This window comes from Pseudomonas sp. LBUM1649 (assembly GCF_059716155.1).
In genome coordinates, this window is sequence record NZ_CP166807.1 from 403,861 (window position 1) to 420,545 (window position 16,685).

General features: G+C 60.2%; 13 protein-coding genes. 7 read left to right on the forward strand and 6 right to left on the reverse strand.

Translation table 11 applies throughout. The features are described from left to right. Positions 1–110 precede the first annotated feature (110 nt). From hslU to ACA058_RS01830, 5 genes are all read right to left on the reverse strand, one after another. Positions 111–1,448, reverse strand: a complete 1,338-nt coding sequence (hslU, locus tag ACA058_RS01810; RefSeq protein ID WP_497637573.1) for an ATP-dependent protease ATPase subunit HslU — start codon at positions 1,446–1,448, stop codon at positions 111–113. A gap of 54 nt (positions 1,449–1,502) precedes the next feature. After that, positions 1,503–2,033 (reverse strand): ATP-dependent protease subunit HslV, encoded by a 531-nt coding sequence (gene hslV, locus ACA058_RS01815; protein ID WP_007948954.1) that lies wholly within the window; start codon positions 2,031–2,033, stop codon positions 1,503–1,505. 253 nt (positions 2,034–2,286) lie between these two features. Further along, positions 2,287–2,997 carry an SPOR domain-containing protein gene (locus tag ACA058_RS01820; protein WP_497637574.1) on the reverse strand — a complete coding sequence of 237 codons (711 nt, stop codon included), beginning with the start codon at positions 2,995–2,997 and terminating at the stop codon, positions 2,287–2,289. Position 2,998: 1 nt separating this feature from the next. After that, positions 2,999–4,735, reverse strand: a complete 1,737-nt coding sequence (argS, locus tag ACA058_RS01825; RefSeq protein ID WP_497637575.1) for an arginine--tRNA ligase — start codon at positions 4,733–4,735, stop codon at positions 2,999–3,001. Positions 4,736–4,973: 238 nt separating this feature from the next. Continuing rightward, the gene (locus ACA058_RS01830) at positions 4,974–7,193 is read right to left on the reverse strand and encodes a primosomal protein N' (protein WP_497637576.1); all 2,220 of its coding nucleotides are present in this window, start codon (positions 7,191–7,193) and stop codon (positions 4,974–4,976) included. A 166-nt stretch (positions 7,194–7,359) separates the two neighbouring features. Between ACA058_RS01830 and rpmE the strand changes: the two genes are divergently transcribed. Together rpmE and ACA058_RS01840 are read left to right on the forward strand one after the other, a co-directional pair. Next, positions 7,360–7,578, forward strand: coding sequence for a 50S ribosomal protein L31 (gene rpmE, locus ACA058_RS01835; RefSeq protein ID WP_008047849.1), 219 nt, complete (start codon positions 7,360–7,362; stop codon positions 7,576–7,578). A 288-nt stretch (positions 7,579–7,866) separates the two neighbouring features. Beyond that, positions 7,867–9,135, forward strand: coding sequence for a malic enzyme-like NAD(P)-binding protein (locus tag ACA058_RS01840; RefSeq protein ID WP_497637577.1), 1,269 nt, complete (start codon positions 7,867–7,869; stop codon positions 9,133–9,135). Between the two features lie 55 nt (positions 9,136–9,190). Here ACA058_RS01840 and ACA058_RS01845 read toward each other — a convergent pair whose 3' ends face one another. Next, complete coding sequence (locus tag ACA058_RS01845) at positions 9,191–11,629, reverse strand: penicillin-binding protein 1A (RefSeq protein ID WP_497639847.1); 2,439 nt, start codon at positions 11,627–11,629, stop codon at positions 9,191–9,193. A 218-nt stretch (positions 11,630–11,847) separates the two neighbouring features. Here ACA058_RS01845 and ACA058_RS01850 point away from each other — a divergent pair, with 218 nt between their 5' ends. Genes ACA058_RS01850 through ACA058_RS01870 form a run of 5 tightly spaced genes read left to right on the forward strand, consistent with a single transcriptional unit; the run spans position 11,848 to position 16,681 of the window. After that, entirely contained in the window at positions 11,848–12,909 is a 1,062-nt protein-coding gene (locus ACA058_RS01850) for a pilus assembly protein PilM (protein ID WP_497637578.1), read from the forward strand. Continuing rightward, positions 12,909–13,475: a PilN domain-containing protein gene (locus ACA058_RS01855; RefSeq protein WP_497637579.1), complete on the forward strand. Its 567-nt coding sequence runs from the start codon at positions 12,909–12,911 to the stop codon at positions 13,473–13,475. The genes ACA058_RS01850 and ACA058_RS01855 overlap by 1 nt, the downstream gene beginning before the upstream one ends. Beyond that, entirely contained in the window at positions 13,472–14,092 is a 621-nt protein-coding gene (pilO, locus tag ACA058_RS01860; protein ID WP_497637580.1) for a type 4a pilus biogenesis protein PilO, read from the forward strand. The genes ACA058_RS01855 and pilO overlap by 4 nt, the downstream gene beginning before the upstream one ends. Next, the gene (locus tag ACA058_RS01865; RefSeq protein ID WP_497637581.1) at positions 14,092–14,616 is read left to right on the forward strand and encodes a pilus assembly protein PilP; all 525 of its coding nucleotides are present in this window, start codon (positions 14,092–14,094) and stop codon (positions 14,614–14,616) included. Before pilO ends, ACA058_RS01865 begins: the two co-directional genes overlap by 1 nt. 13 nt (positions 14,617–14,629) lie before the next feature. Beyond that, a complete protein-coding gene (locus ACA058_RS01870; RefSeq protein WP_497637582.1) occupies positions 14,630–16,681 on the forward strand; it encodes a type IV pilus secretin PilQ in 2,052 nt (683 codons plus the stop codon). Positions 16,682–16,685 lie beyond the last annotated feature (4 nt).

A 16,685-nucleotide genomic window follows, 5' to 3' on the forward strand; every position in this document is an offset into this window, starting at 1 on the left:
CGTTATGGATGGAACCCTGTAGGAGCAATGCTTGCTCGCGATGGTGTGTCAGTTGACATCAATGTGGCTGACGCACCATCGCGAGCAAGCTTTGCTCCTACAAGTATGGCTTACAGGATATAACGGGACAGGTCTTCGTTCTGCGCCAATTCGCCCAGGTGGCTGTTGACGTAGTCGGCGTCGATCTGGATCACCTTGTCGTCATGCACGCTGGCCAGGTCGCCGGCACTGAAAGACACTTCTTCGAGCAGGCGTTCAAGCAAGGTGTGCAGGCGACGGGCACCGATGTTTTCGGTTTTCTCGTTGACCTGCCAGGCGATCTCGGCAATGCGCTTGATACCGCTCGGCAGGAACTCGATACCCAGGCCTTCGGTTTTCAGCAGCGCGCAATATTGCTCGGTGAGCGAGGCGTGGGGCTCGCTGAGGATGCGCTCGAAATCTTCCGGGCTCAGGGCCTTGAGTTCGACACGGATCGGCAGTCGACCTTGCAGCTCGGGCACCAGGTCGCTGGGCTTGCTCAGGTGAAAGGCACCGGAGGCGATGAACAGGATGTGGTCGGTCTTGACCATGCCCAGCTTGGTGTTGACGGTGCAGCCTTCGATCAGCGGCAGCAAGTCGCGCTGCACGCCTTCGCGGGACACATCGACACCGCCGGAGTTGCCGCGTTTGGCGACCTTGTCGATTTCGTCGATGAACACGATGCCATGCTGTTCGACCGCTTCAAGGGCCTTGGCCTTCAACTCTTCATCGTTGACCAGGCGACCGGCTTCTTCATCACGCACCAGTTTCAGCGCTTCCTTGACCTTGAGCTTGCGGCTCTTACGTTTGCCCTTGCCCATGTTGGCGAACAGGCTCTGCAGCTGGTTGGTCATTTCTTCCATGCCCGGTGGCGCGGAGATGTCGACGCCGGCCATTTCCGCGACTTCGATCTCGATCTCCTTGTCATCCAGCTGACCTTCGCGCAGGCGCTTGCGGAACAGCTGGCGGGTGTTGGAATCTGCGGTCGGGGCGTCGTCGTTGCTGAAGCCCATGCGTGGCGGTGGCAGCAGGGCGTCGAGAATGCGCTCTTCCGCGGCATCTTCGGCGCGGTGACGGACCTTGGTGATTTCCTGTTCACGCAGCAACTTGATCGCGGCATCGGCCAGGTCACGAATGATCGATTCGACGTCACGGCCGACATAGCCGACTTCGGTGAACTTGGTGGCTTCGACCTTGATGAAAGGCGCGTTGGCCAGCTTGGCCAGGCGGCGGGCGATCTCGGTTTTACCGACACCGGTCGGGCCGATCATCAGGATATTCTTGGGTGTTACTTCAACGCGCAGTTCTTCGGGCAGTTGCATGCGGCGCCAGCGGTTACGCAGGGCAATGGCGACGGCGCGTTTGGCATCGTCCTGGCCGATGATATGGCGATTGAGTTCGTGGACGATTTCGCGGGGAGTCATGGACATAATATTTAAAGGACCTCAAGCAAGAATGAGCCGTGGCGCGGGGCCGAATCAGGCTTACTCGGCGCAGTCCTGCTCCTCAATGGTCTGGGTGTGGTTGGTGAATACACAAATGTCGCCGGCAATGCCGAGGGCGGTTTCGACGATTTCCCGGGCCGACAGGTCGGTTTTTTTCAGCAGAGCGCTAGCGGCGGCCTGGGCGTAACCGCCACCGGAACCCATGGCAATCAAGCCTTCTTCGGGTTCGACCACGTCGCCGTTGCCGGTGATGATCAGGGAAGCGTCTTTGTTGGCAACTGCCAGCATGGCTTCGAGGCGGCTCAGGGTGCGGTCGGTACGCCACTCCTTGGCGAGTTCGACAGCTGCGCGTACCAGGTGACCCTGATGCTTTTCAAGCTGGCCTTCGAAGCGTTCGAAGAGGGTAAAGGCGTCAGCGGTGGCACCGGCAAAGCCGGCAATGACCTGACCGTGGTACAGGCGACGAACTTTTTTCGCGTTGCCTTTCATCACGGTATTGCCAAGGGAAACCTGGCCGTCGCCGCCCATGACGACTTTGCCGTGGCGGCGAACTGAAACGATGGTGGTCAAGGGAAGAGTCTCCACGCTGCGGGGCGAAAATGCCTTATGCCCATTCATATGGGGGTGGTGGAGTGGATTTCAACTCGAAGACGCGGCAGGGGATGAATGGCGTGCGATGACTGTGGCGAGGGGATTCATTCCCGTTCGGCTGCGAAGCAGTCGCCAAACCGGTGCTCGCGGTTTATCTGGCAGCCCGCGGGCGCAGGCTTGAGGGCCGCTTTGCGACCCAACGGGGATAAATCCCCTCGCCACAGGTGGTGGATCAGCGGTTCTGGCGTTGTTGTAACAACAGATTGCTGAAGCCGGCACCGGCCAGTTGTTTCTGTGCCGTGGTCAACTGCTCACGGTTACTGAACGGACCCACTAATACCCGATACCAGGTCTCGTCCTTCACCGTCCCCGATTCAACCGCCACAGCCTGGCCAAGCAGGATGATCTGCGCCCGTACCTTGTCCGCGTCAGCCTCCTTGCGGAACGATCCGGCCTGCAGGAAGAACTTGGTCACCGGTGCGGCCTTGGTCACCGGTGGCGCTGGCGGCGGCGTAATGCCGGCCAGGGCTGCCTGGGCGCGGGCGGTGTCGATCTTCGCCGCTTCCGCCGGGGTAACCGGCGTGGTCGGAATGGCCGGCACTTGCGGCGTCGGCAGGGTTTTTTCCGGCACGGCGTCCGGCGGCACGATGACTTCCGATTCCGGCAACAGGGTGTAGAAGTCGTACTTCGGCTTCACCGGTTGCGTCGGACTTGGCGGGGTCTTGTTGGCCTCGGCGATCTTGGTGGCTTTCTGTTGCTGCTCGACTTTCTCGCGCTTGACCGTGTCGCTGCCCTTGCCCGGTTCCAGCTTCATCAGGAATACGATGAAAGCACCGACCGTCAGGCCGATGGCCATCCACAGCCAACCCGGGATCGGTTGCTTCGCTGGAGCTTGGTAACGGCTGGCGCCACGCTTGGGTGCAGGTTTTTTCTTGGCAGCCAACTTACATACGCTCCAGAGTTTCCAGGCCCAAGAGTTCCAGGCCTTGCTTGAGAGTGCGTCCGGTCAGCGCGGCGAGGCGCAGACGGCTCTGCATTTGTTCCGGGGTGTCGGCGGCGAGGATCGGGCAGTTCTCGTAGAAGCTGGAGAACAGGCCGGCGACGTCGTACAGGTAGGTGCAGAGGATGTGCGGCGTACCCTTCTCGGACACGTTGTTCAGCACTTCGCCAAACTGTGCGAGTTTTGCCGCCAGTTCGTGTTCGTGGGTTGCTTCGAGACTGATTTTACCTTCGACTTCGCTGAAGTCCTTGCCGAGTTTGCGGAACACGCCAGCCACGCGGGTGTAGGCGTACAGCAGGTACGGTGCGGTGTTGCCTTCGAAGTTCAGCATCAAGTCGAAGTTGAAGCTGTAGTCGCTGGTGCGGTGCTTGGACAGGTCTGCGTATTTCACCGCGCCGATGCCCACGACCTTGGCGATGTTGCGCAGGTCGGCTTCGGCCAGTTCAGGGTTCTTGTCCTTCACCAGGGTGTAGGCGCGTTCCTGGGCTTCTGTCAGCAGGTCGATCAGCTTCACGGTGCCGCCATCACGGGTTTTGAACGGGCGGCCATCGGCGCCGTTCATGGTGCCGAAGCCCATGTGTTCCATTTCCATCGGGTGCGTCACGAAGCCGGCCTTGCGCGCCACGGCGAACACTTGCTGGAAGTGCAGGGCCTGACGCTGGTCGACGAAATACAGTGCGCGATCGGCCTTGAGCTTGCCGCTGCGGTAGCGCACGGCGGCCAGGTCGGTGGTGGCGTAGAGGTAACCACCGTCGGCCTTGACGATGATCACCGGTAGCGGGTCGCCGTCGGCGTTCTTGAACTCGTCGAGGAACACGCACTGGGCGCCGTTGCTCTCGACCAGCATGCCAGCGGCCTTGAGGTCGTTGACCACATTGATCAGGTCGTCGTTGTAGGCGCTTTCGCCCATCACGTCGGCCATGGTCAATTTGACGTTCAGCAGCTCGTAGATTTTCTGGCAGTGGGACAGCGAGATGTCCTTGAACTTGGTCCACAGTGCCAGGCAATCGGCATCGCCAGCCTGCAGCTTGACCACCAGGCCACGGGCGCGGTCGGCGAACTCTTCGGATTCGTCAAAGCGCCCTTTGGCGGCGCGGTAGAAGTTTTCCAGGTCCGACAGTTCGTCGCTGGTGATCGGGTTTTCCTGCAGGTAAGCCATCAACATGCCGAACTGGGTGCCCCAGTCGCCGACGTGGTTCTGCCGGATCACTTCGTCGCCGAGGAATTCCAGCACGCGGGCCACGCCGTCGCCAATGATGGTCGAGCGCAAGTGGCCGACGTGCATCTCTTTTGCCAGGTTCGGTGCCGACAGGTCGACCACGGTGCGCTGTACCGGGCCGGACTTGCGTACGCCGATGTTGGCGTCGGCCAGCGCGGCGTCCAGGCGCGAAGCCAGCGCATCGGTGTTCTGGAAGAAATTCAGGAAGCCAGGGCCGGCGATTTCGGTCTTGGAGACGTTTTCGTCAGCCGGCAGCGCAGCGATGATTTTTTCCGCCAGGTCGCGCGGTTTCATGCCCGCCGGCTTGGCCAGCATCATGGCGATGTTGCTGGCGAAGTCGCCGTTCTTCTTGTCGCGTGAGTTTTCCACCTGGATCGCCGGCGACAGGCCTTCAGGCAACACACCTTCGTTGACGAGTTGGGTGATGGCTTGTTGGATCAGCTGGCGAATGGTGTCTTTCATGGTCTTCTCTTTCGACCGCAGGCGCGGCGGCGCATCATGCGCTGGTGGAAAAACTGGGCATTATCCGTTGCCAAGGCGAGCTTGCCAACTATAGCGGGCAGGTTATGGATATGTGGTGACAAATCGGGCCCCTTCGCGAGCAGGCTCGCTCCCACAGTAGATCCAGTGTGTGCATAAATTCTGCATTCACCATAACCCCCATGTGGGAGCGAGCCTGCTCGCGAAGGCATCCTTCAGATCAATACAAATCGACGGGATCGACATCCAACGACCAACGCACCGCCCGCCCGCTCGGCATCTGCTCCAGCACCAACAACCAACTGGCAAGCAACCGATGCAGCGGCGCCCGTGCCGTAGCCTGCAACAACAACTGGGCACGATAACGCCCGGCCCGACGCTCCATCGGTGCCGGCACCGGCCCGAGCAGTTCGATCCCCGTCAGATTCTGTTCGGCCAGCAAACGCTCGGCCTCGCTGCACGCCTCATCAAGAAACCCTTCGGCCTGACCCGGCTTGTGCGCCTCGGCGCGCAGCAATGCCAAATGCGCAAACGGCGGCAGGCCTGCCGCGCGACGTTCGCTCAAGGCCTGCTCGGCAAAGGCGAAGTAACCCTGCTCGGTCAACTGCACCAGCAGTGGATGGTCGGCCAGGTGTGTCTGGATGATCACCTTGCCCGGCTCTTCCGCCCGGCCTGCTCGACCGGCGACCTGGACAATCAGTTGCGCCATGCGCTCGCTGGCGCGGAAGTCACCGGAGAACAGCCCGCCGTCGGCATCCAGGATCGAGACCAGGGTTACCCGTGGAAAGTGGTGGCCCTTGGCGAGCATCTGCGTGCCGACCAGGATGCATGGCTGGCCTTTCTGGATGGTCGCGAACAACTGGTTCATCGCGTCCTTGCGCGACGTGCTGTCGCGGTCGACTCGCAGGACCGGATAGTCCGGGAACAAGATCCCCAGGCGTTCCTCGGCCCGTTCGGTACCGGCTCCCACGGGGCGCAAGTCGACCTTGTTGCACTTGGGGCACTGGCGCGGTACGCGTTCGACATAGCCGCAATGATGGCAGCGCAGTTCGCCGTAACGCTGGTGCACGGTCATTCGCGCATCGCAGCGTTGGCACTCGGACATCCAGCCGCAGTCGTGACACAGCAGGGTCGGGGCAAAGCCGCGGCGGTTGAGGAAAACCAGCACCTGCTGGCCGGCAGCGAGGGTCTGACCAATGGCTTGTTGCATGGGCCCGGATATACCGCTGTCCAGTGGACGGCTTTTCACATCCAGGCGCAGGAATCGTGGTTGCTTGGCGCCGCCGGCGCGCTCATTCAGCCGCAGCAGGCCATAGCGGCCGGTGTAGGCGTTGTGCAGGCTTTCCAGTGAGGGCGTGGCGGAGCCCAGGACGATCGGGATGTTTTCCTGGCGTGCCCTCACCAACGCCAGATCGCGGGCGTGATAGCGCAAGCCTTCCTGCTGTTTATAGGAGCTGTCGTGCTCTTCGTCGATGATGATCAGCCCCGGGTTTTTCATCGGCGTGAACAGCGCCGAGCGGGTGCCGATAATGATGTCGGCTTCACCGTCGCGGGCAGCGAGCCAGGCGTCGAGACGTTCGCGATCATTGACCGCTGAGTGAATCAGCGCGATGCGCGCGTTGAAACGTTGCTCGAAGCGCGCCAGGGTCTGCGGGCCGAGGTTTATTTCCGGAATCAGCACCAGCGCTTGCTTGCCGGCCTGCAGGGTTTCGCGAATCAATTGCAAATAGACTTCGGTCTTGCCGCTGCCGGTAACGCCGGCGAGGAGGAACGCGTGGTAACTGTCGAACCCGGCGCGAATGGCTTCATACGCTGCCCGCTGTTCCGGGTTGAGTGGCAGTTCGGGTTGGGCCAGCCAGTGTTCGTGTCGGGCTCCGGGGGCGTGCCTGCGGATTTCGACCTGGACCAGTTCCTTGGCCAGCAATAGATCGAGGCTGTCCTTGCTCAGCATCAGCTTGCTCAGCAACTGATGGGCGACGCCGTGGGGGTGCTGGGCCAGCGTTGCCAGGGCTTCGCGCTGGCGCGGGGCACGGGCGATACGCGGGTCATCGAGGCTGGCGCCCGGCGCAGCGGACCAGAAGCGCTCCTGGCGCGCCTCGGCCAGTTCGCCCTGGCGCAGCAACACCGGCAGTGCCCAGCTCAAGGTGTCGCCGAGGCTGTGCTGATAGTACTGCGAGGTCCACAGGCACAGCTTGAACAGCGTGGGCGGCAACGGCGGCGTAGCGTCGAGCAGGGCGAGGGCGGGTTTGAGTTTTTCCGCCGGTACTTCGCTGGTGTCGGTGACCTCCACCAGAATCCCGATCATCTCCCGCCGGCCGAACGGCACCCGCAAACGCATGCCGGGGTGCAACTGCGCACGCAGCACGCCGGCCGGCGCCCGGTAGTCGAACAGGCGGCGCAGGGGCGAAGGCAAGGCGAGGCGCAGAATGGCGTCGGGCACGCGTTTTCTCGATGAGGGAGCGATGAAGAAGGGCGCGAGCCTAGCAGACGACTGGTTTGAGGGACAGCTTGCGTGATTGGCATTGTCTGGTAGAATCCGCGGCCTAATTACGTGCGGTATTCAACAATAGTGTTGGGTGGCGGCACGCTAGCCCGAGGAAGACACCATGAAAGCTGATATCCATCCAGAATACCCAGCAGTTGCTGTTACCTGCAGCTGCGGCAACAAGTTCGAAACCCGTTCGACCTTCGGCAAAGCCCTGGCGATCGACGTTTGCAACGAATGCCACCCGTTCTACACCGGTAAGCAGAAGACTCTGGACACTGGCGGTCGCGTTCAGCGCTTCGCAGACCGTTTTGGTGCTTTCGGTGCGAAAAAGGCCTAAGGCCGATCAACCTGGGAAAGCGCTACAGCTTTTCCATGCTGATGAAAAAGGCGTCCCCTGCGGACGCCTTTTTTGTGTCTGTGATTTGGCACCAACGGCCATTTGAAAATAATTGTAGACATTTTTTAGAAAGATTGTGAACAGTCTATCCCTTGTGTTCCGTGGCTCTTGGCCCAAAGTCGTAGGGAAGGGCGTTTGACAGGGGTGACCGGTCAGTCTTGTGGGGATTTTGCCAGGCGCGTATCCTCGCTGACCAGTCTGTCCAACAGTAAAAAGCGGAATGCCAAAATGTCTGATCTGAAAACTGCCGCTCTCGAATATCACGCCAATCCTCGTCCAGGGAAGCTGAGTGTCGAGCTCACCAAGGCCACTGCTACCGCCCGCGATCTGTCGCTGGCTTACAGCCCCGGCGTAGCTGAACCAGTACGCGAGATCGCCCGCGATCCTGAGCTGGCCTACAAATACACCGGCAAAGGCAACCTGGTTGCAGTCATTTCCGATGGCACCGCGATTCTGGGCCTGGGTAACCTCGGCCCATTGGCCTCCAAGCCAGTGATGGAAGGTAAAGGCGTGCTGTTCAAGCGCTTCGCCGGCATCGACGTTTTCGACATCGAAGTCGACTCGGAAAGCCCACAAGCCTTCATCGACACCGTCAAACGCATCTCCATCACCTTCGGTGGCATCAACCTGGAAGACATCAAGGCACCTGAGTGCTTTGAGATCGAACGTGCGCTGATCGAGCAGTGCGACATCCCGGTATTCCACGACGACCAGCACGGTACCGCGATCGTGACCGCGGCCGGCATGATCAATGCCCTGGAAATCGCAGGCAAGACCCTCGCCGACGCCAAGATCGTCTGCCTGGGTGCCGGTGCTGCCGCCATCTCCTGCATGAAATTGCTGGTGAGCATGGGTGCCAACATCGAAAACATCTACATGGTTGACCGTACCGGTGTGATCCACTCCGGCCGTGACGACCTGAACCAGTACAAAGCCGTCTTCGCTCACGCGACCGACAAGCGCACCCTGGCAGACGCCCTGCAAGGCGCAGACGTGTTCGTCGGCCTGTCCGGCCCGAACCTGCTGAGCCCGGAAGGCCTCAAATCCATGGCGGCCAACCCGATCGTGTTCGCTTGCTCGAACCCGGATCCGGAAATCTCCCCGGAGCTGGCACACGCCACCCGTGACGACGTGATCATGGCCACCGGCCGTTCGGACTACCCGAACCAGGTCAACAACGTTCTGGGCTTCCCGTTCATCTTCCGTGGTGCCCTGGACGTTCGCGCCAAGCGCATCAACGAAGAGATGAAAGTGGCTGCGGCCAACGCCCTGCGCGAACTGGCCAAGCTGCCAGTGCCTCAGGAAGTGTGCGACGCCTACGGCGGCATCAAGCTGGAATTCGGTCGTGAGTACATCATTCCGAAACCAATGGATGCCCGCCTGATCACCCTGATCTCCGACGCTGTGGCCAAGGCTGCGATCGAGACCGGCGTGGCGACCCTGCCGTATCCGAAGAACTACCCGCTGAAAAGCGTGGATGATGTGTTCAACGGCTAAGTAGCGGCTCTATAAAAAACCCGGCCATTGGCCGGGTTTTTTATAGGCCAAGGGATCAGAACAAATCGATCGGCGCCGCCTCATCCGCCGGCAGCGGGCTGCCTGGCGCATTTCCGTTGCCCAGCTCATTGCCCGACGGCGGCGTATCTTCGACCTTGAACAGTTCGAAGTAGGCCCCTGGCGTGCCTGGAGTGGCTGCACGACCGCTGATCGGATCTACCCGCAGGCTCAGGATACCTTCCGGCTCTGGCTGGGTGTGTGGCGGCATGTCTTTGAGCGCAGCACCCATGTAGGTCATCCAGATCGGCAGGGCGACGGTGCCGCCAAACTCCTTGCGGCCCAAGCTTTCGGGCTGGTCGAAGCCCGTCCAGACAGTGGTGACGTAATCGGCGTTGTAACCGGAGAACCAGGCGTCCTTGGACTCGTTGGTGGTACCAGTCTTGCCGGCAATGTCGCCGCGGCCCAGGGCCAGCGCGCGACGGCCGGTACCGAGCTTGATCACGTCCTCCAGCATGCTGTTGAGGATGTAGGTAGTGCGTCCATCGACAATGCGTTCAGCCACGGCAGGTGTTTGTGCTGCTGGTTGCTGGTTCAGTGTCTGGCCAGGTGTTGCATTGACCGTAAAGGCTTCGGCGGCCGGTGCGGCGATACCGTCGGTCGCGACGCCACCTTTTGGCACGCTGGGCGGGTTGGCGACGAACAGCGTGTCGCCGTTGCGGCTTTCGATCTTGTCGATGATGTACGGGGTGATCTTGTAGCCGCCGTTGGCGAAGGTGCTCCAGCCCGTGGCGATTTCCATTGGCGTCAGGGTCGCGGTGCCCAGGGCCAGGGACAGGTTGGGCGGCAGGTCCTGCTTGTTGAAGCCAAAGCGGGAGATGTAGTCGATGGTTTTGCCAACGCCCATCGCTTGCAGCAGGCGGATCGAAACCAGGTTGCGTGACTTGTAGAGCGCTTCACGCAGGCGGATCGGGCCGAGGAAGGTGTTGGTGTCGTTTTTCGGACGCCAGACCTTGTCCAGGTATTCGTCGACAAACACGATCGGTGCGTCGTTCACCAGGCTGGAGGCGGTGTAGCCGTTATCCAGCGCGGCGCTGTAGACGAAGGGCTTGAAGCTCGAACCCGGCTGGCGCTTGGCCTGAAGGGCGCGGTTGTAGTTACTCTGCTCAAAGGCAAAGCCGCCGACCAGCGCGCGGATGGCGCCGTTTTGCGGATCAAGGGAGACCAGCGCGCCCTGAGCTTGCGGGATCTGGCTGAACTTCAGCGAATTGTCTGCCTGGCGCTGCACACGAATCAGATCGCCGATCTGGGCTACATCCGAAGGCTGCTTCGGATTGGCGCCCATGCTGTTGGTGTTCAGGAATGGGCGAGCCCATTTCATGCTGTCCCAGCCAACATGTTCGCTACCGGTGCGGGTCAGCACCTGCAGGCCGCTCTTGTCGACCTGAGTGACGATGGCCGGTTCAAGGCTACTGATGGTGCGTTGCTTGGTCAGTTCGGTCGCCCACGCCTCGCGCGTCTTGCCCGGCAGGCGGGACTCGGGGCCTCGATAGCCGTGACGCTGGTCATAGGTCATCAAGCCTTCGTGGACGGCGGTGTTGGCCATTTCCTGCAGGTTGCTCGGCACCGTGGTAGTGACGCGGAAACCTTCGGTGTACGCATCGCTGCCATAGCGGCCAACCATTTCGGCGCGGGCCATCTCGGCGATGTAGGGCGCGTTCACTTCCGGAGTCGGAACGTGATAGCTGGCGTTCAGTGGCTCGTTGATGGCGGTGGTGTAGTCGGCTTCGCTGATTTTGCCCAGCTTGTACATGCGCCCCAGGATCCAGTCGCGACGCTCTTTGCTACGGGCCGGGTTGGCCAGCGGGTTGAATCGCGAAGGCGCTTTGGGCAGGCCGGCGATCATCGCCATCTGCGCCAGGCTGATGTCGCGAATCGACTTGCCGTAATACACCTGAGCCGCTGCTTCGATGCCGTAGGCGCGGTTGCCCAGATAGATCTTGTTGACGTACAGCTCAAGGATTTCGTCCTTGGTCAGTTGCCGTTCGATCTGCAGGGCCAGAAGGATTTCGGTGGTTTTGCGCGAGAAGCTGCGTTCGCTGGTCAGGAAGAAGTTCTTCGCCACCTGCATGGTGATGGTGCTGCCACCGGACTGGATATGGCCGCTTTTTACCAGTTGAGTAGCGGCGCGCATCAGGCTGCTGGGATCAACGCCGTAGTGGTTGGCGAAGTTATCGTCTTCAGCACTTAGTAACGCATTAATGAAATTGGGGGGAATGTCGGCGAAACGGATCGGTGTACGGCGCATTTCGCCGAATTCTGCGATCAACTTGTTGTCGCTGCTGTAGACCCTCAAGGGAATCTGCAACTGGATGCTTCTCAGTGCCTCTACGGACGGTAATCCGGGACTAAGGTAAAGAAACGCCCCACTCAGACCCAGAAGCAGTCCGCAGAATACGGCGACGATGGACCAACCGAAAAATTTCAGCAGACGAATCAAGGCTTTTGGACATCCAGGGCAAAGAATGAATTTGGCATCAGGGTTCAGGCTAAAGGAGAACGACCCGCGCTTGAGAAAAAAGCGGAAAAAATCGCTGGGCATTATAAGCATTTTTCCGTCCAAGGCGTTATTTGCGCTAGCTGTCAAGACGGGTGGATTGAACGCAACACCCGTAATGGAGTCCGTAACTCACGGAAAGTCATAGGGAATTGGTAGTGCTAGGACTCTTCAATAAAAAAGCCAGGTCGCTTCTGGGGATCGATATCAGCTCCACATCGGTGAAGCTGCTGGAGCTGAGCCGCCAGGGCACTGGCTATCGGGTCGAAGCCTACGCGGTCGAGCCGTTGCCCCCCAATGCGGTCATCGAGAAAAATATTGCCGAGCTCGATGGCGTGGGCCAGGCGCTGACGCGTGTGCTGGCCAAGGCTCGGACCAACCTCAAAAGCGTGGCTGTGGCCGTGGCCGGTTCGGCGGTGATCACCAAGACCATCGAGATGGATGCCGGTCTTTCCGACGACGAGATGGAAGACCAGCTGAAGATCGAGGCCGACCAGTACATCCCTTATCCGTTGGACGAGGTCGCCATCGATTTCGAAGTCCAGGGCGCGTCAGCGCGCAATCCTGAGCGGGTCAATGTGTTGCTCGCCGCCTGTCGCAAGGAAAACGTCGAGGTCCGTGAGGCCGCCCTGGCCCTGGCGGGCTTGACTGCGCGCGTGGTCGACGTCGAAGCCTATGCCCTGGAGCGATCTTTCAGTTTGCTCAAGAGCCAGCAGGGCGGCGCTCAAGGGCGTCTGGTGGCAGTGGTCGATGTCGGAGCTACCATGACCACCCTGAGCGTGCTGCATGACGGGCGGATCATCTACACCCGCGAGCAATTGTTTGGTGGCCGTCAGCTCACGGAGGAAATTCAGCGCCGATATGGCCTGACCATTGACCAGGCTGGCCTTGCGAAGAAGCAGGGCGGTTTGCCGGACGATTATGTCAGCGAAGTGTTGCAGCCGTTTCGTGAGGCGCTGGTGCTGCAAGTTTCGCGTTCATTGCAGTTCTTCTTCGCTTCGGGCCAGTACAACGCGGTCGACCATATTCTGCTGGCCGGCGGCACCGCGTCAGTCCCCGGTCTGGACCGGTTGATCGAGCAGCAATTGGGCATGCCGACGCAGGTGGCCAACCCGTTTTGCGACATGACATTGGGCAGCAAGGTCAACGCCGCGGCTCTGGCCAGCGATGCGCCGGCGCTAATGATTGCCTGCGGGCTGGCCCTCAGGAGTTTCGACTGATGGCGCGGATCAATCTATTACCCTGGCGCGAAGAGCGGCGTGAAGAGCGTCGCAAACGCTTTCTGCTGGTGATGACGGGTGTACTCGTGGGGTCGGCAGGCGCATTGCTCATCGCCAACCAGGTCATCAACAGCGCTATCGAGCGGCAGATTGCGCGTAACGATTACATCGGCAAACAGATTGCCGTGGTCGACGAACGGATCAAACAGATCAGCGATCTCAAGGCTCGTCGTCAACAATTGGTCGAGCGCATGCGCATCATCCAGGCCTTGCAGGGCAATCGCCCAATCAGCGGGCGAATTTTTGATCAGCTGGCGCGGACTTTGCCCGATGGGGTGTATTTCACCGAAGTCAAAATGACGGGCAAGACCTTGTCCATCACCGGTGCGGCGCAATCGAACAACCGTGTTTCAGACCTGATGCGTAACCTGGATGCGTCCGACTGGTTCGACGCACCCAGCCTGACCGAAGTCAAAGCGAGGACCGGTGGTCAACTGGACCAGGCCAACGTTTTTCAGTTGACCGTTCGTCAGATCCAGCCTGCGGTCGTGGAGGATGGCCAATGAGTCCGTCCGAATGGTTCGAAGGGCTGCGCAGGATCGACATCAACGATCTGGACACCAATAACATGGGTTCCTGGCCACCCGCGATCAAAGTCCTGATGGGCATCGTGATCGCGATCCTGGTGTTGTCGATCGGCTACAACTTTTCCACAAGCGAGCTTGAGAATCAGCTCGAACTCAAGCGCGAGGAGGAGTCGAGCCTCAAGGAACAATTTGCCAGCAAATCCCATATAGCGGCGAATCTGGAGCTCTACACCCAGCAGATGAAGGAGATGGAGAACTCCTTCGGCGTGCTGTTACGACAACTGCCCAGCGACACCGAAGTCCCCGGCTTGCTGGAAGACATCACGCGAACGGGGCTGGGCAGTGGCCTGGAGTTCGAAGAGATCAAGCTGTTGCCGGAGGTCACCCAGCCGTTCTACATCGAGCTGCCGATCCAGATCACGGTCACCGGCGCCTATCACGACCTGGCCACTTTTGTCAGTGGCGTGGCCGGGTTGCCGCGTATCGTCACTCTGCATGATTTCGACCTGGCGCCGGTCAATCCCGGCGACGGGCCGAAATTACGCATGAGCATCCTGGCCAAGACCTACCGCTACAACGACAAGGGGCTGCATTGATGAGCCCGCTTCGTGGTTGTTCGACAGTGGTATTGGTCGCCGTCTTGGCAGGTTGTGGTGGCGGCGATGATTTCAGCGACCTGGACGCCTACATGAACGAAATGCGCCTGCGGGCGCCGGGCAAGATTGAACCAACGCCGACATTCCGGTCTTACCCGACATTCACCTATAACGCCGCCAACTTGCGCAGCCCGTTTTCCCGGCAGGCCAAAGTCGATCTGGCGCACAGGCAGGGCGCGCGCAATGTCAAGCCTGATCCCGGCCGGGTCAAGCAGTACCTCGAGGGTTTCAATATCGAGCAGTTTGAAATGGTCGGCACAATCTCCAATGCGGCAGGCGCCTTTGCGTTGCTGCGCGGCGCCGGTGGGGTGCATCGGCTGAAAGTCGGTGATTACTTGGGGCGTAACGATGGCCGGATAGTCGCCATCAGTGGCTCGCAAGTCGATGTGGTCGAAATCGTTCCCGACGGCGAAGGTGCCTGGCTGGAGCGGCCGCGGACCCTTCCTTTGAAAGAGCATTCATAGTGGAACTCGAACAATGAACAGGATTTTCTCCACCCTCGGAGTATCGCTATGGATAGCGTTGCTGTCGCCGATGGTACAAGCGGCCAACCTCAAGACGCTGGATGTCGCCGCGTTGCCGGGAGACCGCGTCGAGTTGAAGCTGGTGTTCGACGAGCCACCGCCGACACCCCGTGGCTACACGACGCAATCTCCGGCCAGGATTGCACTGGACCTGCCCGGTGTCGTCAGCCACCTGGCGAGCAAGACTCGCGACCTGGGCAGTGGCAATGCCCGCAGTGCGACCGTGGTGGAGGCCAAGGATCGTGCGCGGCTGATCATCAATCTGACCCAGTTGAGCCCTTACGACACCCGGGTCGAAGGAAATAACCTGTTTGTGATTGTCGGGCAGGGTGGCAAAAGCACGGCACCGCGAGCGGCCGCTGCCGCCGTTTCGGTCCCGGCTCCGGCGCGCGCGGCTGCGCCGGCAGGCAAGGCCATTCGTGCGGTGGATTTCCAACGTGGTACCCAGGGGGAAGGCAATGTCGTGATCGACTTGTCGGATCCGTCCATTGCGCCAGATATTCAGGAGCGCGAAGGCAAGATCATTCTCGGTTTCGCCAAAACCCGATTGCCCGAAGCATTGCGCGTGCGCCTGGACGTCAAGGATTTCGCCACGCCGGTGCAGTTCGTCAATGCCAGTGCCACGGGCGACAGGGCGACGATCACCATCGAACCCAGCGGTGCCTTCGATTATTCGACCTACCAGACCGACAACAAGCTGACCGTCAGCATCCGCCCAATGACTGTCGACGACCTGCAAAAGCGCAACGCGGACCGCTATGCCTACAGCGGTGAAAAGCTCTCGCTGAATTTCCAGGACATCGACGTGCGCTCGGTGCTGCAACTGATCGCCGATTTCACCAACCTCAATCTGGTCGCCAGTGACACGGTGCAGGGGGGCATTACCCTGCGCCTGCAAAATGTACCCTGGGACCAGGCGCTGGACCTGGTGCTGAAAACCAAGGGCCTGGACAAGCGCAAGGTGGGTAATGTGCTGCTCGTCGCCCCGGCCGATGAAATTGCCGCCCGTGAACGCCAGGAGCTGGAGTCGCAGAAGCAGATTGCCGACCTTGCGCCGCTGCGTCGGGAACTGTTGCAGGTCAATTACGCAAAGGCGGCCGATATCGCCAAACTGTTTCAGTCGGTGACCAGTGCCGAGGCGAAAGCCGACGAACGGGGGTCAATCACCGTCGATGAGCGCACCAACAACATCATTGCCTACCAGACCCAGGACCGGCTCGACGAACTGCGGCGAATCGTTGCGCAACTGGATATTCCGGTGCGTCAGGTGATGATCGAGGCGCGCATCGTCGAAGCCAACGTCGACTACGACAAGAGCCTCGGCGTGCGCTGGGGTGGCTCGATACAGAATAGAGGCAACTGGAATGCCTCGGGAGTCGGTAACGGCACCAGCGACGGCGGCAGCACCAGTTCGCCGTTCGTCGACCTGGGGGTCGCCAACAACACCTCGGGAATAGGCATTGCCTTCATTACCGACAACGTCTTGCTGGACCTTGAATTGACGGCCATGGAAAAGACCGGCAATGGCGAAATCGTCTCGCAACCCAAGGTGGTCACTTCCGACAAGGAAACCGCAAAGATCCTCAAGGGCACCGAGATTCCCTATCAGGAAGCCAGCTCCAGCGGCGCTACTTCGGTCTCGTTCAAAGAGGCTTCGCTGTCGTTGGAAGTGACGCCGCAGATCACGCCGGACAACCGGATCATCATGGAGGTAAAAGTCACCAAGGACGAGCCGGACTACCTGAACAAGGTCCAGGATGTACCGCCGATCAAGAAAAACGAAGTCAATGCCAAGGTCTTGGTCAACGATGGCGAGACCATCGTCATTGGTGGTGTTTTCTCAAATACTCAGAGCAAGGTTGTAGATAAGGTGCCATTTCTTGGCGATGTGCCGTATCTTGGCCGCCTTTTCCGGCGTGACGTGGTTTCGGAGAAAAAATCCGAGCTGTTGGTGTTTCTCACACCGCGTATCATGAATAACCAGGCGATTGCTGTGAGTCGTTGATTCT